Origin of the sequence: Yersinia sp. 2553 StPb PI (assembly GCF_052217105.1) — a bacterium.
Taxonomy (GTDB): domain Bacteria; phylum Pseudomonadota; class Gammaproteobacteria; order Enterobacterales; family Enterobacteriaceae; genus Yersinia; species Yersinia enterocolitica_E.
Map to the genome: position 1 here is coordinate 2,367,300 of NZ_JAZGPX010000002.1, position 21,715 is coordinate 2,389,014.

Below are 21,715 nucleotides of genomic sequence, written 5' to 3' on the forward strand. Positions count from 1 at the left end.
CTGCTGTCAATAGAACTGAATCAACCAATAGATATCAGCAATCACTAGATTCAATGTAAATACTGAAATTAACCGCTGAAAACAGCGTATTTTGAAGTTTTTTACGAAGGAAAGTGGTAAATAATCGATTCTTTTCTTATTTAGAATCAGGCTATAGAGAGCAAATATTCTTAAAAACTGTCGCTTTATCATCCAACTATGGCCAGATGATGATTTTAAATAGCCAGAGAGAGGATAAAACCTTGTTTAAAACATGGTTTAATTGCACATAAACAAGGAGATACCTACAGTAGATTATGCACCGATACTTATTACCAGTGCATAATGTTGCATAATGGTCAGGCGGGATTGGGGATATCGATAAAGATAACTTCAAATTGATGCTTGCTAGCCAACCATTCGCCTAACGCCTTGATACCGTAGCGCTCAGTGGCGTGATGCCCCGCAGCATAAAAATTCACGCCCATCTCCCGGGCAATATGAATTGTTTGCTCTGAAACTTCACCAGTGATAAATGCATCAACACCAAAATCAGCCGCTTGTTGGATAAAACCCTGCCCGCCGCCGGTACACCAGGCAAGACGACGCACATCTACTGGCGCTCGATCACCACAATGTAATACCTCACGGCCCAACAATTTTTCCAGCCGTTCACGTAAAATTACCGCATTTAACGGTGCATCAAACTCACCATAAGGTAAGAAAGATTCAATTTCACCCGACACCCGAATACCCAGTAATTTAGCCAATTGCGCGTTATTGCCTAATTCAGGATGAGCATCCAGTGGCAAATGGTAGCCATACAAATTGATATCGTTGGTAAGCAATGTTTTCAGCCGGTTACGTTTCATTCCACGCACCACGACCGGTTCATTTTTCCAAAAATAACCGTGATGAACCAAAATAGCATCGGCCTGTTGCCCAACCGCAGCATCCAATAGTGCCTGGCTGGCGGTCACGCCGGTGACAATGCGCTTGATCTCTTCGCGCCCCTCAACTTGCAAACCATTGGGTGCATAGTCTTGAAAAACCGAGATATTCAGTTGGCTATTGAGTAGAGTTTCCAGTTCGGTATTGCGCATTTCATCAGCCTCAAAAAATATAAATGGGTAGTTAAAAACGCTGGCTATCGCCTTGCTCCATCAGGATAAAATTAACCCCCATATCATTACCTTGTTGCAACTCAGTGGCAATGGTTTTACGCACATCTTGTCCCTGTTTAAATGAAGGTTTTATATGACTGATAACCACCGGCAGCCCCTTTAATGGTTGGCCTTCACCGCTGTATTTCTCCAGATTTTTCAATTCCTTCAGCAACCACTTAGGCGTCATATGGCCGTACAACTTGTTATCAGCAACGTCATTGGGGAAAGAAACTTCGATTATCATCCCTTTCAATTGCTGCTGTTTAACCTTTTCGGCCAGGTTACGCCACACCGTATCCAGACTTTTCGACTTTTCCATCTCATCCGGGCCAGTATCACCAAAATAGGCAAATGACTGATTATTACTACTGATCAATAACATAGCAGAGGGGGACTTATCATGGCTCAGTGGATACAATTCCCCCGTCAAACGGGTTAAGCCCAGGCTTAGAGGCTGGTTTGGCCGCACCATTTGCATGCGATAGGTTCCCAGCCGGGTACCGCTGCCGCTGTCAGTAAAGTTAGGCCAGACACGCCAGTTAAAATAGTAGTTTCGCAATACATCAATCGTGTCTGCCGAGGCATAAAGGGGCTTGTTGCTGTCTTGCGGCGAACCGATAATCAGGCCGGAAACATGGTCAAGATGGGCATGACTAAGAAAATAGCTGTTGATGCGCTGGCGAAAGATATAACCCTGACGTGTCAGCGGGGCGGCGGTTTCATCGGTAATATCGGGGAAAGCGCCCTTCTCCAGAGCTTTGGCAATACCCGGTAGCACCGAACCGGCATCCAGAGCTAAATAGACCGGCTGACTATCATCACGAATCAGATAAGATGTCAGATTGCCATCGCTGACACCACCATCCACCCCCAGTGCCACCACCTCAAAACCGGCCGCTGCCAGCGAGCTATATAGGCTAAACGATAAAATCAGCCCGGCGTTAAGCACCATGTGGGTTATCTTATTGGTACATAACGTGGGTTTCGTTAAAACATGGGTTTTAGTTGAAACACAGAATTTAGTCGAAATATATGTCAAAAACATGCAAGCTCCTGGTGATTAGGGATCCTTGCGGCCATCCCGCTTAGCGGCTTCAAATGCCGCGAGTGTAGCCAATCTGGCCAGCTTATGATCCACCAGCGGTAGTGGGTAATCCAGATGTTGCTGTTGCCGCTGCGCCCAGCGCCATGGCTGATGGATATCACTGTCTGGCACCCTAGCCAGCTCAGGTAACCAACGGCGGATAAAAACGCCGCTCGGGTCAAAACGCTCGCCCTGGGTGGTGGGATTAAAAATACGAAAATAGGGTGCAGCATCAGTACCCGTGGAGGCAGCCCACTGCCAGCCTCCATTATTGGCGGCCAAATCCCCATCCAATAGTTGGGACATAAAATAGCGTTCGCCGTGTCGCCAATCGATCAACAGGTCTTTAACCAGAAAACTGGCGCTGATCATTCGCAGGCGGTTATGCATCCAGCCGGTTTCATTCAACTGCCGCATAGCTGCATCAACAATAGGGTAACCTGTTTGTCCCTGCTGCCAGGCAAGTAGTTGCTGTTCTGAGTGATGCCATATTACGCCATCAGTCCAGTCAATAAAGGGACGATGCTGGCATAAACGCGGATAAGCCACTAACAAATGACGATAAAATTCACGCCAGACCAACTCATTGAGCCAAGTAAAAGCACCACCGTCGGAGTTTTCCAGCAACGCGGGACATTCTGCCAACAAGCGGTTAAAGCATTGACGGGGCGAAAGTATCCCCAACGCCAGATAAGGTGACAAACAACTGGTTCCTGCCACAGCAGGCAGATCACGTTGTTGCTGGTAGTCCTGAACCTGCTCGCGACAAAAACTGCGCAGGCGATGTAATGCCGCCTCTTCGCCTGCCGGAAATAATTGGCTATCTACCGGTTGTTGCGGATAGTCAAACGGGAGCAGTGGTAATGGCATGGCAGCTACCACGTTATCGCGCGTTTTTGGCGCAGGGACACAACGGCATTCACTCATCATTAAACGCTGAATAAAAGCACGACGAAACGGGGTAAATACTTTGTACATCTCATTATTACCGGTCAGGACACTGCCCGGCGGCAATAACACACTGTCATCGAAACGGTGGCAGGTAATGGTATGACCGGCTTCTTGCCGATGATTGAGCCGCGTCACTAGCGCCCCATCTCGCAGTTGTTCATTTAACTCATACTGTTGGTTAAAAAATAGCGCATCAACTTGCTGCTGCTGACAAAAATCATCCAGCCAGATAATGGAGTCCTGAAAATCATCACACTGATGATAGTGTAGCGGTATCGCCCGGATAGCCAGTGCGTGCTGTAACTGTTGTAGGTTTTGCAGCAGGAAGGTGGCCTGCCGAGGGGCCATATCATGTGCGGCCCATTGTGCAGGGGTCGCGATAAATAGCGCAATCACAGTGGCTTGTGGGTCCTGACAAGCGGCATGCAGCGCCAGATTATCCGTTACGCGTAAATCATTACGAAACCAGACCAGATGCGTCGCCATGCCTTATCCTTGTGCCGAGTAAAATGTAAAATAGCGTTGTCCGGCCAGATACTCATTCGGGAATTCAACCAAGTAAGCATTTATTTGGCCGATGGGGACACTCAAAGGCAACTCACCTACCCGATACTGCTCGATAAGCTGTGCCAATGCCTGACGTTGTGTTGACGTAAGGTAAGGCCGAAAATAACCCTGTACATGCATTAATACGTTGGTGTGATTGGCGGACGTTGGCTGATGAGACAACAAATGCAGTAAACGCTGACGATACTCATCAGTAAACTCAATTAATGATGACCATCTATCCATTGAGGCAATAAAAGGACCGATTTCGCGGTATTCAGGCTGCGAATGCGCCAACAGCACTAACTTATAGCGGCTATGAAAATCCATCAATTGGCCACGTGTTATGCCTGCTGCATATAACGCATCAAGCTCGTCTCGCGCATGGCAGTACTCGATACTGTGGGTTACCTGATTACTCTCCAGCATTCTATTCTCCCTTGGCCTTGGCAGCTTTTCTCATCACAGCATAACAGTTGTTGCCCGAGAACCACGCTCTTGCTTGATACCTTTATATCTGGGGCAGATATAAAGGCAGTAAAAAGCCCGCGAGTGTTAACCCACGGGCCATTAATTTTACGCCGTTTTTATCTACGAGCAGCTTACTGATTTATCTCAGTAAAAATCCTGTATTGCCGATTCAGACTGTGCCAACCACACCGGCTTATCACTGGTTTTAGCCCAAACCCGGTGCAGATAGCTGTAAAAACGGGCGCGATCTTTGCGGAAAAGCATCACCGGCAGTGCCAGTAAACCGACCAGAATCACTGCGCTCCGGCGCAAGAGAACCTGATGCAATGGGTATGCGTTGTACATGGTCATAACGATCCTCCTTTAAAACGCCTTGGTGTAACAGCCAACTCGGTTAAACAGAGAGTCGATTTACAACTTGGCGTTAAAAATAAAATAAACAAAATTGGAAACTGGACAAAATTTTACCGTATCGGTTGAAATTTTACCACTCATCCGACCACTCAATCACGTCAAAATCCGAAATAAATTGTCAATTCTGTAATTTTGTTACAACAAGGTTAATTTAAAACCAATCATTAGTTACATTGCAGTTATGTACTCTTTAGTAATTGGCACATTATATGTATTGACTCAGTGCCTAACCCTTCAAGGGCCAGAATTGGCGACACTGCGCCGCCACTGGTTAATTTACACCCATTTCGTGTCTATTTTTTGACCGTTTTTATACTTTTTTTACACCTCTCGGCCATTTTTTATCAGGAACTTTTCGCTCGACTTCATAAGCTGTTGTTATCAAAAATAAGCGTTGTGGAGGTGTATCGTGAGTTTCAGCATCATTAGTGGTGCGCTGTTGGTCCTACTGCTTCTTGGCTATCTGGTTTATGCCTTGTTTAATGCGGAGGATTTTTAAATGGCAGCGTCAGGATTTCTGCTTATCGCCAGCTTCATGCTGGTGTTGTTGGTGCTGTCCCGCCCGTTGGGGAGCTTTTTGGCTCGCATAATCGAAGGCGAACCCTTTGCGCCATTGCGCCAAGTCGAGGCCGGTTTATGGCGTTGTAGCGGTGTAAAAAATGAAGAGATGAACGGCTGGCAATATGCGCTCGCCATTCTCTGCTTTAACTTACTGGGTATTGCCTTGCTGTTCACGCTGTTGATGGCGCAAGGTTCGTTACCGCTAAATCCTGAACACATGCCGGGTATGTCATGGCATCTGGCCTTAAATACCGCGGTCAGCTTTGTCACTAACACCAACTGGCAAGCCTATAGCGGCGAAAACACCCTCAGTTATCTGAGTCAAATGGCCGGTCTGACGGTACAAAACTTCCTCTCTGCTGCAACCGGCATTGCCGTCGCTTTTGCTCTGATCCGTGCCTTTGCCCGCCATTCTGCCCACACACTGGGAAATGCCTGGGTCGATCTGGTGCGCATCACCTTATATGTGTTGCTGCCGATTGCGCTGATTATCGCGCTAATTTTCGTCAGTCAGGGGGTATTACAAAACCTGGATGGCTACCTGCATATCACCACCCTTGAAGGGGTAAAACAGACCCTACCAATGGGACCGGTAGCCTCGCAGGAAGCCATAAAAATGTTGGGGACCAACGGCGGCGGTTTTTTTGGCGCTAACTCCGCACATCCATTTGAAAACCCAACTGCTTTTAGTAACTTTGTGCAGATGCTGGCGATTTTCCTCATACCCTGTGCACTCTGTTTTGCCTTCGGTCAGGTGGTGGGTGATAGCCGTCAGGGCCATGCGCTGATCTGGGCTATGTCACTGATTTTTGTGGTGGCCGTAGTCGTGGTGATGTATGCAGAACTGGCCGGTAACCCGCACTTAACTCAGTTAGGTGCCGACAGCAATATCAATATGGAAGGTAAAGAATCCCGCTTCGGCATTCTGGCAACCAGTATGTATGCCGTGGTCACTACCGCAGCCTCTTGTGGGGCCGTTAACGCCATGCATGACTCCTTTACCGCCTTAGGTGGCATGGTACCGATGTGGTTAATGCAGATTGGCGAGGTGGTGTTTGGTGGGGTCGGTTCTGGGTTATACGGCATGCTGCTATTCGTGCTGCTGACCGTCTTTATTGCCGGGTTGATGATTGGTCGTACCCCTGAATATCTTGGCAAGAAAATTGACGTATTTGATATGAAAATGACCGCGCTGGCCATTCTGGTCACCCCGGCTATCGTGCTGCTGGGTACCGCACTGGCACTCTGTACTGATGCCGGGCGGGCGGGGATTCTTAACCCCGGTGCGCATGGTTTTAGCGAAGTTCTCTACGCCCTCTCCTCTGCGGCCAACAATAACGGCAGCGCCTTTGCTGGTCTGAGTGTCAATACGCCGTTTTATAACCTGCTGCTGGCTGCCGCCATGTTCTTCGGCCGCTTTGGCGTGATTCTGCCGGTATTGGCCATTGCCAACTCATTGGTGGCGAAGAAGCGGCAACCCGCGGGTAATGGCACGCTGCCAACCGCTGGACCACTATTTATCGGTTTGCTGGTAGGTACGGTGCTGTTGGTCGGCGCATTGACCTTTATCCCAGCGCTGGCCTTAGGTCCGGTTGCTGAGCATCTGCAAGTTTGGTTAGCACATTGATGAGAGAACTACTATGACACGCAAACAACGCGCGATTTTTGAGCCAGCACTGGTTCGTACTGCGCTTATTGATGCCGTGAAGAAACTGGACCCACGCGTCCAATGGCGTAACCCAGTGATGTTCGTGGTCTATCTGGGGAGTTGGTTGACCACTCTGATTTGGCTGGCGATATTAAGCGGCCAAACCACCGGTAGTGCCATGTTTACCGGCAATGTGGCTCTGTGGCTGTGGTTTACCGTGCTGTTTGCCAACTTCGCCGAAGCTTTGGCCGAGGGGCGCAGTAAAGCGCAAGCAGAAAGTCTGCGTGGGGTGAAAAAAACCAGTTGGGCCAAAAAATTGTCAGAAGCCCGCTTTGATGCGCCACAGGAGAAAGTCTCCGCCGATAGCTTGCGCAAAGGCGATGTGGTGTTGATTGAAGCTGGCGATACCGTGCCCTGTGACGGCGAAGTGCTGGAAGGTGGTGCATCCGTTGATGAAAGCGCCATTACCGGCGAATCTGCTCCGGTTATCCGTGAATCCGGTGGTGACTTCTCTTCCGTGACCGGCGGTACCCGCGTGCTGTCCGACTGGTTGGTAGTTGAGTGCAGCGTTAACCCCGGCGAAACCTTCCTCGACCGGATGATCGCCATGGTTGAAGGCGCGAAACGGCGTAAAACCCCTAACGAAGTGGCGTTGACCATTTTGCTGGTGGCTCTGACTATTGTCTTCTTACTGGCGACGGCGACACTCTATCCGTTCTCGGTGTTCAGTGTTGAGGCCAACCATGCCGGTTCACCGGTGACAATTACGGTACTGGTGGCGCTGCTGGTTTGTCTGATCCCAACCACTATCGGTGGCCTGCTATCAGCCATCGGGGTTGCCGGGATGAGCCGGATGCTGGGCGCTAACGTGATTGCCACCAGCGGGCGCGCGGTGGAAGCGGCCGGTGACGTTGATGTGCTGTTGTTGGATAAAACCGGCACTATCACACTGGGTAACCGCCAGGCGTCTGAGTTTTTACCTGCACCGGGTGTCACCGAGCAACAACTGGCCGATGCCGCGCAACTCTCTTCTTTGGCGGATGAAACGCCAGAAGGCCGCAGTATCGTGGTGTTAGCGAAACAGCGCTTTAACCTGCGCGAACGTGACTTGCACAGTCTAAATGCCACCTTTGTGCCTTTCTCGGCACAAACACGGATGAGTGGTGTGAACGTGCAGGACAGAATGATCCGTAAAGGTGCTGTGGATGCTATTCGCCGCCATGTCGAGTCCAATCAGGGCCATTTCCCGCGGGCAGTGGAAGACGCGGTGGAAAGCGTCGCCCGCACCGGTGGTACGCCACTGGTGGTGGCCGATGGGCCACGGGTGCTGGGTGTAGTGGCGCTGAAAGATATCGTCAAAGGTGGCATCAAAGAACGTTTTGCCGAGTTGCGCAAAATGGGCATCAAAACAGTGATGATCACCGGTGATAACCGCCTGACAGCAGCCGCCATTGCCGCCGAAGCGGGTGTGGATGATTTTCTGGCGGAAGCCACGCCAGAGGCCAAACTGGCATTGATTCGCCAGTATCAGGCCGAAGGTCGATTGGTGGCAATGACCGGTGACGGTACCAACGACGCCCCGGCACTGGCGCAGGCTGACGTCGCCGTGGCGATGAACTCGGGGACACAAGCGGCGAAAGAAGCTGGCAACATGGTGGATTTGGATTCTAACCCGACCAAGTTGATTGAAGTGGTGCATATCGGTAAACAGATGCTGATGACCCGTGGCTCGCTGACCACCTTCAGTATCGCCAACGACGTTGCTAAATATTTCGCCATTATCCCGGCTGCATTTGCAGCTACCTATCCGCAGCTTAATGCCCTGAACGTCATGCAGTTGCACTCCCCGGCGTCGGCCATACTGTCGGCGGTTATTTTTAACGCACTGGTGATTATGTTCCTGATCCCGCTGGCACTGAAAGGGGTGAGTTACAAGGCGATGAGTGCAGCGGCGCTGCTGCGCCGTAACTTGTGGATTTATGGGCTGGGTGGCCTATTGGTGCCGTTTGTCGGTATCAAGCTGATCGATCTGGTACTGACCGCCCTAATGATGAGCTGAAAACTCAGTAATTAATGTTTGCAATGGCCACGGCGTGTTTTGCTCGTGGCCGCTATTAAGACCGAATAGAGAGGCAATATCCATGTCATACCTGCGACCTTCATTGGTTCTACTGATATTACTGACACTTATCACCGGGATAGCTTATCCTCTGCTGACTACCGGATTGGCAAAATTGATGTTTGCCGAGCAAGCGCGTGGTTCACTGGCGATGCTGGGTGATGAAGTTGTCGGCTCTACCTTGCTAGGCCAAAACTTTACTCAGCCAGGCTATTTTGCTGGCCGCCCATCGGTAACAGCAGATATGCCTTATAATCCAATGGCCTCTGGTGGGAGTAATCTGTCCATCAGCAATCCCGCACTGGATCAGGTTATCAGTGAGCGAGTAACATTACTGCGTCAGGCTAACCCGACACAAACTGGCCCAGTCCCGGTTGATTTGGTGACAGCATCAGGCAGTGGTCTGGATCCCAGTATTTCACTGGAAGCGGCCTATTATCAGGCTCCCCGCATCGCCAGCGTGCGCCAGATGCCATTGTCTGAAGTGAAGCAGTTGATTGATAGTAGTGTGCAAAAAGCGACACCGAACTTCTTCGGTGAATCTGTGGTGAATGTGCTGAATCTGAATATGGCGTTGGATGCCCAAAGCCCGGTAAAAGTACCGATCAACCCGGCAAAATCTTAAGGACATAACATGGTGGATGCAGAACCAACCCGCCCCGACCCCGACAGCCTGCTCGCAGCAGCCAATGAGAAAACCCGTGGCCGGCTAAAAGTGTTTTTCGGGGCCTGTGCGGGGGTAGGCAAAACTTACGCCATGCTGCAAGAGGCTCAGCGCCTGCGGACTCAAGGGCTGGATGTATTGGTTGGTGTGGTGGAAACACACGGGCGTAGCGAAACCGCAGCGCTGCTCGAAGGGCTGACCATCCTACCGCAAAAGCGAATTCATCACCGCAATCGTCAGGTACGTGAATTTGATTTGGATGCGGCCCTGGCACGCCACCCGGCACTGATCCTGATGGATGAGCTGGCGCACAGTAATGCCTATGGCTCGCGCCATCCGAAACGCTGGCAGGATGTTGAAGAACTGCTGGATGCTGGCATTGATGTGCTGACCACCGTCAATGTACAGCATCTAGAAAGCCTGAATGATGTGGTCGGCGGCGTGACCGGTATCCGGGTGCGGGAAACCGTGCCCGACCATATGTTTGATGAAGCCACTGAAGTGGTTTTGGTCGACCTCCCCCCCGATGACCTGCGCCAGCGGCTGAATGAAGGCAAGGTCTATATTTCGGGTCAGGCGGAGCGAGCCATTGAGCACTTCTTCCGTAAGGGCAATTTAATCGCCCTGCGCGAACTGGCACTGCGCCGTACCGCGGATCGGGTTGATGATCAGATGCGTGCTTTCCGTGACACTCAGGGGCGCGAACGTGTCTGGCATACCCGTGATGCCATTTTATTGTGTATTGGCCATAACAGCGGTAACGAAAAACTGGTCCGAACTGCTGCCCGGCTGGCAGCCCGACTGGGGTGTATCTGGCATGCAGTCTATGTGGAAACACCCCGTCTGCATGGCCTGCCGGAAGCGAAGCGCCGGGCCATTTTACGCACACTAAAATTGGCGCAAGAGTTAGGAGCAGAAACCGCTACGCTGTCAGAACCCCGTGAAGAACAGGCCATCCTGCGTTACGCCCGAGAACATAATCTGGGGAAAATCATCATTGGTCGCCGCACGGAAAAACAGTGGAAACTGCGTGGTAGCTTTGCAGATCGCCTGGGCAAGCTGGGGCCAGATCTGGATTTGGTGATTATTGCACTGAAGGGCGATACCCCCCCCAATGTGGTGAAAGAGAGTGATTCTCGTACCTTTACTGAAAAGTGGCGGATGCAACTGCGTGGCTGTGCGGCAGCCATCGGCTTGTGTGCCCTGATTACGGTGTTATCGCAGTGGCTCATCCCCGGTTTCGATCAAGCCAACCTGGTGATGGTCTACTTACTGGGTGTGGTGATTATTGCACTGTTCTATGGCCGCTGGCCGTCAGTCTTGGCGGCAGTGATTAATGTCGCCAGTTTCGATCTGTTTTTTGTTCAACCGCATGGGTCACTGGCGGTCACTGATGTGCAGTATCTGGTGACGTTTGGCGTGATGCTGATTGTCGGTATCGTGGTGGGTAATCTTACCGCTGGGGTGCGCTATCAAGCCAGAATTGCCCGTTATCGCGAGCAACGCGCTAGGCATTTGTATGAGATGTCGCGCGGATTAAGCCGTGCCCTAACGCCTGCGGATATTGTCAAAACCAGTCGTCATTTTCTCTCCAGCAGTTTTCAAGCGAAAACTGACCTGTTACTGCCACAGGAAGATGGACGCTTGCAGCAAGTCGCCACTGACGAAGGCGGCGCACTTTCTGTTGATGTGGCTATTGCCCGCTGGAGTTTTGACAAAGGCGCACCGGCAGGTGCCGGTACCGACACCCTGCCCGGTGTCCCCTATCAGTTATTACCGTTGACCGCCTCCAAGCAAACTTTTGGCGTGCTGGCAATCGAACCTGCCAACCTGCGCCAATTAATGGTGCCGGAGCAGCAGCGCTTGCTGCAAACCTTTACCAGTCTGATCGCCAATGCTCTGGAAAGGCTACATCTGGCACGCAGTGCCGAATTGGCAAAACTGGATGCCGAACGCGAGCAACTGCGTAACTCACTGCTGGCGGCACTATCTCATGATTTACGTACCCCATTGACGGTGCTATTCGGTCAGGCCGAAATTTTGACGCTGGATCTGGCAGCGGAAGGTTCACGCCATGCGCCGCAAGCCAATCAAATCCGCCAACAAGTGCTGAGTACCACCCGACTGGTGAATAACTTATTGGATATGGCGCGTATTCAATCGGGTGGGTTTAATCTACGTAAAGAGTGGCAATCACTGGAAGAGATCGTGGGTAGCGCCCTGCATATGCTAGAAACCGCCCTCAATCATCATCACATCAACGTCGAGTTACCGGATGAAATGGTGTTGATCAACTGTGACGGCAGCTTACTGGAACGGGTGTTTATCAATTTGTTGGAAAATGCACATAAATATGCCGGTCAGGGGGCATTGCTGGGGATTCGGGCCGCGGTACAAGGTGAGTGGCTAAATGTAGAAGTATGGGATAATGGCCCAGGAGTGACACTTGGGCAAGAACAGCTAATCTTTGATAAATTCTCCCGAGGTAACAAAGAGTCAGCCATTCCCGGTGTCGGCTTGGGTTTAGCCATTTGTCGTGCCATTATTGATGTACACGGCGGGCGTATCTGGGTTGAGAACAATAAAGATGGCGGTGCTAGCTTCCGCTTCACGCTACCACTCGAGAGAGCGCCAGATATTGATGGTGAAAACATTGATAGTGAACACCTTGATGCTGAAAAATGATATACCCTAAATAATTCGAGTTGCAGGAAGGCGGCAACTGAGTAAGTCCCCGGTCACTTACTTAAGTAAGTGACCGGGGTGACAAACCTGCCAGGAGCAGATTTGAACGCTGCTTGCAGCGGCCTCACAGAGGCGAGGCCCATGGACGGGCCGAGTAACGAAAGCAGCCAACACACAAGCAGCTTGAAGTATGACGGGTATAGAACCTATCTCAGTAGGCGTCATTGTTGCAGGCAGTTTGAACACGGACAGAGCGGAAGAACCGGAGCGTACACCGAGTACGTGAGGATTCTGAGCACTGCCCAGGTTCAAAATGGCAAATAAAATAGCCTAATGAAGGAGAAGTGACTATATCCCCGACTAACATTCTAATCGTAGAAGATGAAAAAGAGATCCGGCGCTTTGTTCGTATTGCGCTGGAGAGTGAGGGCTGGCGAGTATTCGAGAGTGATACCTTGCAACGGGGGCTAATTGAAGCCGGTACCCGCAAACCGGACCTGATTATTTTGGATTTGGGGTTACCAGACGGCGATGGGCTGACTTATATTCAAGACCTGCGCCAGTGGAGTGCCATTCCTATTATCGTCTTATCGGCTCGTAACAATGAAGAAGATAAAGTGGCCGCGTTGGATGCCGGAGCCGATGACTACCTAAGCAAACCATTTGGAATCAGTGAGTTATTGGCTAGAGTGCGGGTTGCTTTGCGCCGCCATAGCGGTGGTAGTCAGGAAAGCCCGCTGGTGGGCTTTGCGGATATCAGCGTTGATCTGATTAATCGTCAGGTTACCCGTGCCGGCGAAAATCTGCACCTGACACCGATTGAGTTTCGCCTGCTCTCTGCATTATTGGCGAATGCCGGTAAAGTCATTACCCAGCGCCAGTTATTAAGCCAAGTCTGGGGGCCAAATTATGTCGAACACAGCCACTATCTGCGTATTTATATGGGCCATTTACGGCAGAAATTAGAAACAGACCCGACCCGCCCTAAGCATCTGCTAACTGAAACCGGCGTCGGCTATCGCTTTATCCCGTAACACCTTGTGTGATATAAAAATTTACATTGATACTAGGAAAATAGCTGTCAGCGGCGTAGCATCAAACTTTTAAATGCTAATAGGTCTTATTATTCATGAGTACATGGTTGATTTACGCCCTGCTATCTGCCTTCACCGCCTCTCTGGTCGCTATCTTCGGTAAAATCGGCTTGCAGCAGTTGGATGCCAATACTGCGACTGCCGTTCGTGCTGTCGTGATGGCGCTGTTCCTGGTCGGTGTGGTGTTAGCTCAAGGGAAATTCAATCTGATCAGTGGTGTATTGGCCGATAAAAAAGCCCTGTTATTCATTATTCTCAGTGGCGTTGCGGGTGCGTTATCCTGGCTGTTTTACTTTATGGCTATCAAGCATGGCAATGTCTCTCAAGTGGCCCCGATTGATAAACTCAGTGTGGTTTTTGCGGTAATTCTGGCGGTTATCCTATTTGGTGAAAAAATCTCTCTGCTGGCCAGCTTGGGCGTCGCACTAATTACCGCCGGAGCATTGCTAGTAGCATTGGGGTAATCGGCTCCTGGCAATGGAAAACAGGGCTAAAAGAAGAAATATAATATTAGGTGTCAGCTTATCGGCTGATCTAACTTCTGGCGAAGAAATAGCACCAATAGGCGCTATTTCTTACCGGTTATGACTATTTACCCGCTAGCACTTCACTGACAATATCTACGGCTTCCTGCTCTATCTTTTCACGATGCTCTGGGCTGATAAAACTTTCACAGTAAATTTTGTAAGCGTCTTCAGTACCGGATGGACGGGCCGCAAACCAGCCGTTATCCGTCATCACTTTCAGGCCGCCAATGGATGCACCATTGCCAGGTGCTGTGGTTAAACGGGCAGTAATAGGATCACCCGCCAACATGTTGGCTGTCACCATCTCAGGTGACAGTTTAGACAACGCGTTTTTCTGCGCCTGAGTCGCCGGAGCCTGAATACGGTTATAGCTCGGTGCGCCAAAGCGTTTAGCTAAATCATCATAGTGATGCTGTGGATTTTTACCGGTAACTGCTGTGATTTCTGCTGCCAGCAAACACATGATAATACCGTCTTTATCAGTAGACCACGGCGTGCCATCGAAGCGCAGGAAGGAAGCCCCAGCACTCTCTTCACCGCCAAAACCAAAGCTACCGTCGTGCAAACCGTCAACAAACCATTTAAAGCCGACCGGAACTTCTACCAACTTACGGCCTAAATCAGCCACCACGCGATCAATCATCGCACTGGAGACCAGGGTTTTACCCACGGCCACCTCAGCTCCCCATTGTGGACGGTGCTGGAACAGGTAATTGATCGATACTGCAAGATAATGATTCGGATTCATCAACCCTGCCGGAGTCACAATACCATGGCGGTCATAATCGGGATCGTTAGCAAAAGCTAAATCAAATTTATCGCGTAACGCCAATAAGCCAGCCATGGCGGACTCTGACGAGCAATCCATCCGGATCACGCCATCATGGTCCAGATGCATAAAGCGGAAGGTCTGATCGATAGAATCATTAACCAGTGTTAGATCCAGCTTATAGTGCTCACCAATACGTTGCCAATAAGCAATACCGGAGCCACCGAGAGGATCAACACCTAATTTCAAACCAGCACGTTGAATAGCCGGAATATCGACCACATCCACCAAGCCTGCAACATACGGCTGAATCAAATCTTGCTCACGCAGATGATTACCACGCCAGGCTTTATCCAGCGTTTGGCGTTTGATGCCCTCTAATTTCAGGCTGAGTAACTGATTAGCTCTTTTTTCAATTACCGAGGTCAGATTGGTATCGGCCGGGCCGCCATTCGGTGGGTTGTACTTGATGCCACCATCTTCAGGCGGATTGTGTGACGGTGTGATAACAATGCCGTCAGCCAAGGCTTTCCCCTGCACATTATGGCAGAGAATAGCATGTGAAATCGCCGGGGTTGGTGTAAAACCATTATCTTGCTGTACCACGACATCCACACCATTCGCCGCCAGCACTTCTAATACCGAGATAAATGCCGGTTCAGAGAGTGCATGGGTATCTTTACCCACATAACACGGGCCACTAATGCCATGTTGATGACGAACTTCGGCGATCGCCTGAGCGATTGCTAAGATGTGTGCTTCATTAAAACTGTGGCGTAATGAACTGCCACGATGGCCGGAGGTGCCAAATTTGACCGCATGGGCCGAATTTTCAGCATCTGGCTGCAATACATAATATTGCGACGTTAACTGCGCAACATTTATCAAATCGCTTTGCTGAGCGGGTTGCCCGGCACGAGGGTGATTGGCCACAGTCACTACTCCCTATATATCCCCTTCGCACTTGGAGCCGCAAGCTGCGTTCACTCACCCGAATCGCATATTTGCGTAAGTTCATCGGGATTATGAGCCTCTGATGAGGCTCACCCTGCGGGCCAGTGCAAGTGCTGTTCAACATGGTTTACAACCCATTTGTCGTTCGCTTGCTGCCTACCTGCAACTCCAATTTCTTTGGGTATCGGTTCAACGAAATTAAATAGTCCCGCACACTTTTTCGGTCAAATCCGGCGGGAACTGCATTGCCAGCATGAGATGTTGCACCATACTGCGTTTACGCTCGGTATTGGTATTGGTAATAACCCAGTATGGCGTACCTGGGACATGTTTGGGTTTGGTGTGCGTCCCGTTTTGCAACAATGTCTGTTGGTCACCGGCAAAATAAACCCGGGTGCGACCATGTAATGATTCAGTCGCCTCGGTAAACGCCTGTGCATCCAGCGTGTAAAGTGTGGATAACACCAACATAAAGCGGTTAACCGCCCTATTTTGCTCTGCATACTCATCGGACAACAGCAATTCACGCACTGCACGAACCCGATCTCGTGGTGCTGGAGCTGTAGCCGCTTTCACCGCATCAGTGCTGGCAGGGATACTGGGTACCGGCTGACCGGCCGTAAACTTCAGCATACGTCGTAAAATATCAGACGCGCTCTCGCCAATGTGCTGCGTATGGCTGGCAATATAGCGATAAAGTTCTTCGTCGAGTTCAATAGTTTTCATCTTTATCCAGTACGGGTTTCTACTTTCTTATACATATCTTAGGATTATAAAGTCAAAGTGCGCTGACGAGTACCTTTATAATGGCTTTATCGGGATAAATGGCCCACCCCACCCACAGCAACTCAATAATCTACATATGACTGATGATAAGGCAAATAATTGTGTAACAGCACACCTTTGTTCAGCCATGATATCCTAACTACATTATCTCTCAGTATGAACGTCGCTATGAAATTAAACTTCCGCTTACAAAACGCGCTTTCTGCCACACCTTCCCTGCCAATCATGCTGATTCATGGGCTATTTGGTAATCTGGATAACCTGGGTGTTTTGGCCCGTGACTTGCAAAGAGATCATACCGTGGTTCAGGTTGATATGCGTGACCATGGTTTATCACCCCGCTCACCGCAAGTGGATTACCCTGCAATGGCGCAGGATGTGCTGGAGCTGCTCGACCACCTCGCAATAGAGAAAGCCATTATCATCGGCCATTCGATGGGAGGTAAAGTGGCAATGGCACTGACAGCAATTGCTCCTCATCGTATTGCAAAGCTGGTCGCGATTGATGTCGCCCCGGTTAACTATCAAGTACGCCGCCACGACACTATCTTTACTGCCCTCAATGCTGTGAGTACTGCGGGTATAACCCAGCGACAAGAAGCCGCTCAATTGATGCGTGAGTCGATAAAAGAAGAAGGGGTCATTCAGTTCTTATTGAAATCATTCCACAACGGCGAATGGCGGTTTAATGTGCCCACACTCTGGGATCAATACGAAAATATTGTCGGCTGGCAGCCTATTCCACCGTGGCCGCACCCAATCCTCTTTATTCGCGGTGAGCTGTCGCCATATATTCAAGATAGCCATCGTGATGATATTGCCCGCCAATTTCCGCAAGCCCGTGCCTATGTGGTCGCAGGGACTGGCCACTGGGTACATGCGGAAAAGCCGGATTCTGTCTTGCGGGCTATCCACCGCTTTATTGATGAAAACAGCATCGATGAAAAAGAGGCTGAATAAAAAAAGTACAGCGCACGATGGGGATTGATTAAAAATCATCCCCTGGGGAAAAAAAATGTATTTCCTGTGGAAAAATTGTGCAAAAAAGAACGAATTAGCACAATCTAATCACAGTAAAGCATTGTCGTTGCTCAGTTGGCTGGGGTATTATGGCGCGCTCTAATTTTGCTGCGGACTTCGGTCGCTGTTCACAGATCGTAACCGGTGCAAATGCAAATTCAGGCTGCTGGTATATAGGTTATTCAATGCGCTCAAGCTATGTTCTCAACCTGAAACATGTAAACCGAATCGTCAGACAAGGCTTCGTTACGCTTTCTGATGTAAATCCCTTGTAGTACTGCTACCTATGGCAAAAGAACAAACGGATCGCACGACGCTGGATCTGTTCGCAGATGAACGCCGTCCGGGGCGTCCGAAAACAAATCCATTATCCCGTGATGAGCAGCTTAGAATTAATAAGCGAAATCAACTACGGCGCGATAAAGTGCGTGGCTTACGACGCGTGGAACTGAAGATTAATGCCGATGCCGTCGATGCTCTCAACAGCCTTGCAGAGCAGCGTAACATCAGCCGTAGTGAGCTGATTGAACAAATGTTGCTGGCTCAATTAGCCCATTCACAAGAAGGGTTTTAACCCTATCGGTTACCACGACGGCGTGGCGTAATCACTTACGCTACGCCGTTTTTACTTTACCCCGCTCATACTGAAGTCACCGGGCTGTTAGCGGTTTTTAGAATGTTTCCCAGTTTGCGTTGTTATCCACTCTCGCGCTGGCAGGTGCTGCGGTTAATGGATTTGCCCGTGTTTTCACTGCCGGTTTTACTCGTTCGTCATCTGCCTTTAGTTTAAACACGGCCACCGCCCGGTTTAACTGAGTGGCCTGCTCTTCTAGCGAGGCCGCAGCACGGGAAGCTTGCTGTACTAACGCGGCATTTTGCTGTGTCACACTGTCCATTTCTGCCACCGCTTGTCCGACCTGGCTAATACCTTTGCTCTGTTCATCAGATGCAGAAGCTATCTCACCCATTAAATCGGTCACATTGGTGATGGAACGAACAATTTCATCCATAGTAATACCAGCACTTTCCACCAAGGCCGAACCACTACTGACACGGCTAACCGACTCATTAATCAAGCCATCAATCTCCTTCGCGGCCTGTGCACTGCGTTGTGCAAGATTACGCACCTCGCTGGCAACCACAGCAAAGCCACGACCTTGTTCACCGGCACGGGCAGCTTCAACGGCTGCATTCAGTGCCAAAATGTTAGTCTGAAAAGCAATGCTGTTAATTACCGTCGTGATATCGGCTATTTTCCGCGAACTGGCTGAAATCTCATTCATGGTGTTAACCACATCTGCTACCAATATTCCGCCCTTTTTCGCGGTGGCGGAGGCATTCGCCGCCAGTTGACTGGCATGGTGTGCATTATCAGCATTGTGTTTTACGGTTGCGGTTAACTGCTCCATGCTAGCCGCTGTTTCTTCAAGCGCCGCAGCTTGCTGCTCAGTGCGGGATGACAAATCGGTGTTACCGGCTGAAATCTCGGCTGCACCATGATAGATCCCATCGGTGCTACTACGAATTGCCTGAACAGTATTCACCAAACTGGTTTGTACATCACGCAGCAGCGGGAATAACCGCCCAACACAGTTGCGACCAAAATCAGCAATAGGCAGACCAAGCTGACCAGAAGCAATCACGCGAAAATGCTCGCGAATATCGTCCAGTGGGCGCACCAGGTTGGCAACCAGATAGCGATCTGTTGCCAGTAAAATCACCAGACCGGCGATCAGCGCTGAGATAAGGGTAATGCTGCTCACTTTGGTCAAATGAGAGAATTGATCTTTAGCCACCCCGATAGCTTTTGATGCCGCCTGATTAAACTTTTCAGCCACTGAACCATACTGGCGACTCAATGCAGGTACCGTTTTTTTCGCTAAATCCTGATAAGCGGCGCTGTTATTGTCCATTGCAGCTTGATACAGCGGCGTAACCCCTTGTTCAATTAACCCACTCCATCCATCAATCACGCCGCTAACCAAAGCGGAGTCTAACTGTGCATGGTCAATAGTTTTAAATTCTGCCAACTTTTGTTTCAGGTTTTCCAATGCAACATGGGATGATTTCAATTCTTTGTCAGCATCCACGATATTACCGCTCTGGCGGTAATCTACTGAACGAGACAGACGTGTCACCATACGGAAATATTGATCCGTCCCCTGATTAACCAAATTCATATTTTCAACCAACACAGTATTCGCGTTGGAGGATTGTGTCAGTTGGTTGAGTGATAACAAGGTATAGGCCGATACACCGCCCCAGAGCAGACAAAATGCGCCAAGTACCCAAAGCAATGCCGCCCTGATAGTAATATTTTTTAAAAACTGCATGTTCGTTCCCCTTATATATCGGATAGTTATCGTTAGAGACTCTGGTGTTATTTGATGACCGAAAAGCAATAAAGGACGTTCATACAGCTAACGACAACTCCTTTGCCGGCAGACCTTCATCTGACGGGTTTCCCCCTGGCACCGCAAATTGCAACTATTCAGTTACACAACGGTTATCGGCAATGGCGTTATAAGGTTGAGCGACTCACAAAAATTTAATATCGCATAAACTTGATAAAAGCCTGATGGGGTTCTCTGGCATTATGTCGCCCTATACATGTGTTATAATATTGGGCAGAACGCTCAGTAATTTGCATAACTATTTGAATTTAAAAGGTATTTAGCTATATGGCAACTGTAGGCATTTTCTTTGGCAGCGATACTGGCAATACTGAAAACATTGCCAAGATGATCCAAAAGCAACTGGGCAAAGATGTTGCTGAGGTTCACGACATTGCCAAAAGCAGTAAAGAAGATTTAGAAGGCTTCGATATTTTGCTGATTGGGATCCCAACCTGGTATTACGGCGAAGCGCAGTGTGATTGGGATGATTTCTTCCCAACACTGGAAGAGATCGATTTCAATGGCAAGTTGGTGGCGCTGTTTGGTTGTGGTGACCAGGAAGACTACGCAGAATATTTCTGTGATGCGATGGGTACCGTGCGCGACATCATTGAGCCACGTGGTGCCGCAATCGTGGGCCATTGGCCAACCGCGGGCTACCATTTTGAAGCGTCCAAAGGTCTGGCGGATGACGACCACTTTATTGGTCTGGCAATTGATGAAGACCGTCAGCCAGAACTTACCAATGAGCGGGTTGAGGCATGGGTAAAACAGATTACTGAAGAACTGAGCCTGTCTGAGATAGTGGGTTAATCAAGCCTGTCGGAAACGCTATGGTCGTGTTCAACACTGCCGGGCGTTTCCGTTGCCTTTTATCCTTTTGAGCTGTGCTTTTTGTCATAACGTTGTTTTCTCTCTCTTTAGCTCCCATCCATGGTGAACAGCGCGTCCGGCTATCCGATTGTGCTTTGTTAAGCGGCACACAGATCCACATCTTCCTGCGCGCAAAATGAAAATAAACTGCTACAAATTTGTAACTTTATCCCTCGTCACTGTACACTTAAATGATGTGTTATCCCCATTCATCAATACACTGCATGATTAATCTTACAAAGTGTGCAATTATATCTTTGTTAACAACCACGGTTTTCATTTGGGGCTAGCAGTTCTATAATGAGACGCAATTGTAATTATTGCGCCACGGATGTCATAGGCTGAACAGCCTTAATTTGAAACGATAGTAACAGGACTGAATCCGCATGACTGACAACAACAAAGCCTTAAAAAACGCAGGCCTTAAAGTAACACTGCCCCGGCTTAAAATTCTGGAAGTGTTGCAAGATCCGGCGTGCCACCACGTCAGCGCGGAAGATCTTTATAAAAAGCTGATCGATATTGGTGAAGAGATTGGTTTAGCCACGGTTTACCGCGTACTGAACCAGTTTGATGATGCCGGTATTGTTACCCGCCACAATTTCGAAGGCGGTAAATCAGTCTTTGAGCTGACGCAGCAGCATCATCATGATCACTTGATTTGCCTGGATTGCGGCAAAGTGATTGAGTTTAGCAATGAATCCATTGAATCGCTTCAACGTGAAATTTCTAAACAGCATGGTATCAAGCTGACCAATCACAGTCTGTATCTGTACGGCCATTGTGAGACCGGTGATTGCCGTGAAAACGAGTCGGCACACGATAAAAGATAATGTGCTTTGAAAGCATTATCTTATAAAGATTTTAAGCACTGAATACACTACGGCTTATGTTTAATCCAGATTGATAGGTTCTACTGTTTGGTTAACATAAGCTATCAGCAAGATGGCCACCTTTCCCGTTCTATACCTGAGTATCTCTCGGTTGGGAGTCAGGTGGTCGTTCTTA

The 21,715-nt window shown here is 49.5% G+C and carries 19 protein-coding genes; 11 read left to right on the forward strand and 8 right to left on the reverse strand.

The features are described 5' to 3' along the window. Window positions 1–338: 338 nt before the first annotated feature. The 5 genes from V2A84_RS12420 to V2A84_RS12440 all read right to left on the reverse strand — a co-directional run bounded on the left by V2A84_RS12420 (window position 339) and on the right by V2A84_RS12440 (window position 4,548). Window positions 339–1,082, reverse strand: coding sequence for a type 2 GTP cyclohydrolase I (locus V2A84_RS12420; RefSeq protein WP_442821112.1), 744 nt, complete (start codon window positions 1,080–1,082; stop codon window positions 339–341). Between the two features lie 31 nt (window positions 1,083–1,113). Beyond that, window positions 1,114–2,097 (reverse strand): MBL fold metallo-hydrolase, encoded by a 984-nt coding sequence (locus tag V2A84_RS12425; protein ID WP_442849133.1) that lies wholly within the window; start codon window positions 2,095–2,097, stop codon window positions 1,114–1,116. 108 nt (window positions 2,098–2,205) lie between these two features. Next, the gene (phrB, locus tag V2A84_RS12430) at window positions 2,206–3,666 is read right to left on the reverse strand and encodes a deoxyribodipyrimidine photo-lyase (protein WP_083159614.1); all 1,461 of its coding nucleotides are present in this window, start codon (window positions 3,664–3,666) and stop codon (window positions 2,206–2,208) included. A 3-nt stretch (window positions 3,667–3,669) separates the two neighbouring features. Then, window positions 3,670–4,155: a YbgA family protein gene (locus tag V2A84_RS12435; RefSeq protein WP_083159615.1), complete on the reverse strand. Its 486-nt coding sequence runs from the start codon at window positions 4,153–4,155 to the stop codon at window positions 3,670–3,672. Window positions 4,156–4,341: 186 nt separating this feature from the next. Next, window positions 4,342–4,548, reverse strand: a complete 207-nt coding sequence (locus V2A84_RS12440; RefSeq protein WP_083159616.1) for a YbfA family protein — start codon at window positions 4,546–4,548, stop codon at window positions 4,342–4,344. A 472-nt stretch (window positions 4,549–5,020) separates the two neighbouring features. Here V2A84_RS12440 and V2A84_RS12445 point away from each other — a divergent pair, with 472 nt between their 5' ends. The 7 genes from V2A84_RS12445 (at window position 5,021) to V2A84_RS12475 (ending at window position 13,846) form a co-directional block, all read left to right on the forward strand. Next, window positions 5,021–5,110 (forward strand): K(+)-transporting ATPase subunit F, encoded by a 90-nt coding sequence (locus V2A84_RS12445; RefSeq protein ID WP_032907040.1) that lies wholly within the window; start codon window positions 5,021–5,023, stop codon window positions 5,108–5,110. Further along, the gene (gene kdpA / locus V2A84_RS12450) at window positions 5,111–6,799 is read left to right on the forward strand and encodes a potassium-transporting ATPase subunit KdpA (protein WP_083159617.1); all 1,689 of its coding nucleotides are present in this window, start codon (window positions 5,111–5,113) and stop codon (window positions 6,797–6,799) included. A 13-nt stretch (window positions 6,800–6,812) separates the two neighbouring features. After that, window positions 6,813–8,879, forward strand: a complete 2,067-nt coding sequence (kdpB, locus tag V2A84_RS12455; protein WP_083159618.1) for a potassium-transporting ATPase subunit KdpB — start codon at window positions 6,813–6,815, stop codon at window positions 8,877–8,879. A gap of 82 nt (window positions 8,880–8,961) precedes the next feature. Next, on the forward strand, window positions 8,962–9,564 hold the full coding sequence (gene kdpC / locus V2A84_RS12460) for a potassium-transporting ATPase subunit KdpC (protein ID WP_083159620.1): 603 nt from the start codon (window positions 8,962–8,964) through the stop codon (window positions 9,562–9,564). Window positions 9,565–9,573: 9 nt separating this feature from the next. Continuing rightward, on the forward strand, window positions 9,574–12,288 hold the full coding sequence (kdpD, locus tag V2A84_RS12465) for a two-component system sensor histidine kinase KdpD (RefSeq protein ID WP_442848877.1): 2,715 nt from the start codon (window positions 9,574–9,576) through the stop codon (window positions 12,286–12,288). Window positions 12,289–12,632: 344 nt separating this feature from the next. Continuing rightward, window positions 12,633–13,322 (forward strand): two-component system response regulator KdpE, encoded by a 690-nt coding sequence (gene kdpE / locus V2A84_RS12470; protein ID WP_083159624.1) that lies wholly within the window; start codon window positions 12,633–12,635, stop codon window positions 13,320–13,322. 95 nt (window positions 13,323–13,417) lie between these two features. Continuing rightward, the gene (locus tag V2A84_RS12475; RefSeq protein WP_083159626.1) at window positions 13,418–13,846 is read left to right on the forward strand and encodes an EamA family transporter; all 429 of its coding nucleotides are present in this window, start codon (window positions 13,418–13,420) and stop codon (window positions 13,844–13,846) included. Between the two features lie 124 nt (window positions 13,847–13,970). Here the strand turns inward: V2A84_RS12475 and pgm are convergent, their stop codons facing one another. Both pgm and seqA read right to left on the reverse strand, forming a co-directional pair. Further along, window positions 13,971–15,611, reverse strand: coding sequence for a phosphoglucomutase (alpha-D-glucose-1,6-bisphosphate-dependent) (gene pgm / locus V2A84_RS12480; RefSeq protein WP_442848878.1), 1,641 nt, complete (start codon window positions 15,609–15,611; stop codon window positions 13,971–13,973). A 219-nt stretch (window positions 15,612–15,830) separates the two neighbouring features. Further along, entirely contained in the window at window positions 15,831–16,358 is a 528-nt protein-coding gene (gene seqA, locus V2A84_RS12485; protein ID WP_083159628.1) for a replication initiation negative regulator SeqA, read from the reverse strand. Between the two features lie 228 nt (window positions 16,359–16,586). Between seqA and ybfF the strand changes: the two genes are divergently transcribed. Both ybfF and ybfE read left to right on the forward strand, forming a co-directional pair. Beyond that, window positions 16,587–17,378 (forward strand): esterase, encoded by a 792-nt coding sequence (gene ybfF / locus V2A84_RS12490; protein WP_083159630.1) that lies wholly within the window; start codon window positions 16,587–16,589, stop codon window positions 17,376–17,378. Between the two features lie 346 nt (window positions 17,379–17,724). After that, complete coding sequence (gene ybfE / locus V2A84_RS12495; RefSeq protein WP_005163374.1) at window positions 17,725–18,012, forward strand: LexA regulated protein; 288 nt, start codon at window positions 17,725–17,727, stop codon at window positions 18,010–18,012. A 97-nt stretch (window positions 18,013–18,109) separates the two neighbouring features. On the opposite strand, the gene V2A84_RS12500 is transcribed toward ybfE, so the two are convergent. After that, complete coding sequence (locus V2A84_RS12500; RefSeq protein WP_083159632.1) at window positions 18,110–19,771, reverse strand: methyl-accepting chemotaxis protein; 1,662 nt, start codon at window positions 19,769–19,771, stop codon at window positions 18,110–18,112. A gap of 348 nt (window positions 19,772–20,119) precedes the next feature. Here V2A84_RS12500 and fldA point away from each other — a divergent pair, with 348 nt between their 5' ends. Continuing rightward, window positions 20,120–20,647 (forward strand): flavodoxin FldA, encoded by a 528-nt coding sequence (gene fldA, locus V2A84_RS12505; RefSeq protein ID WP_083159633.1) that lies wholly within the window; start codon window positions 20,120–20,122, stop codon window positions 20,645–20,647. A gap of 446 nt (window positions 20,648–21,093) precedes the next feature. Next, window positions 21,094–21,540, forward strand: a complete 447-nt coding sequence (gene fur, locus V2A84_RS12510; protein ID WP_083159634.1) for a ferric iron uptake transcriptional regulator — start codon at window positions 21,094–21,096, stop codon at window positions 21,538–21,540. Window positions 21,541–21,715: the final 175 nt, after the last annotated feature.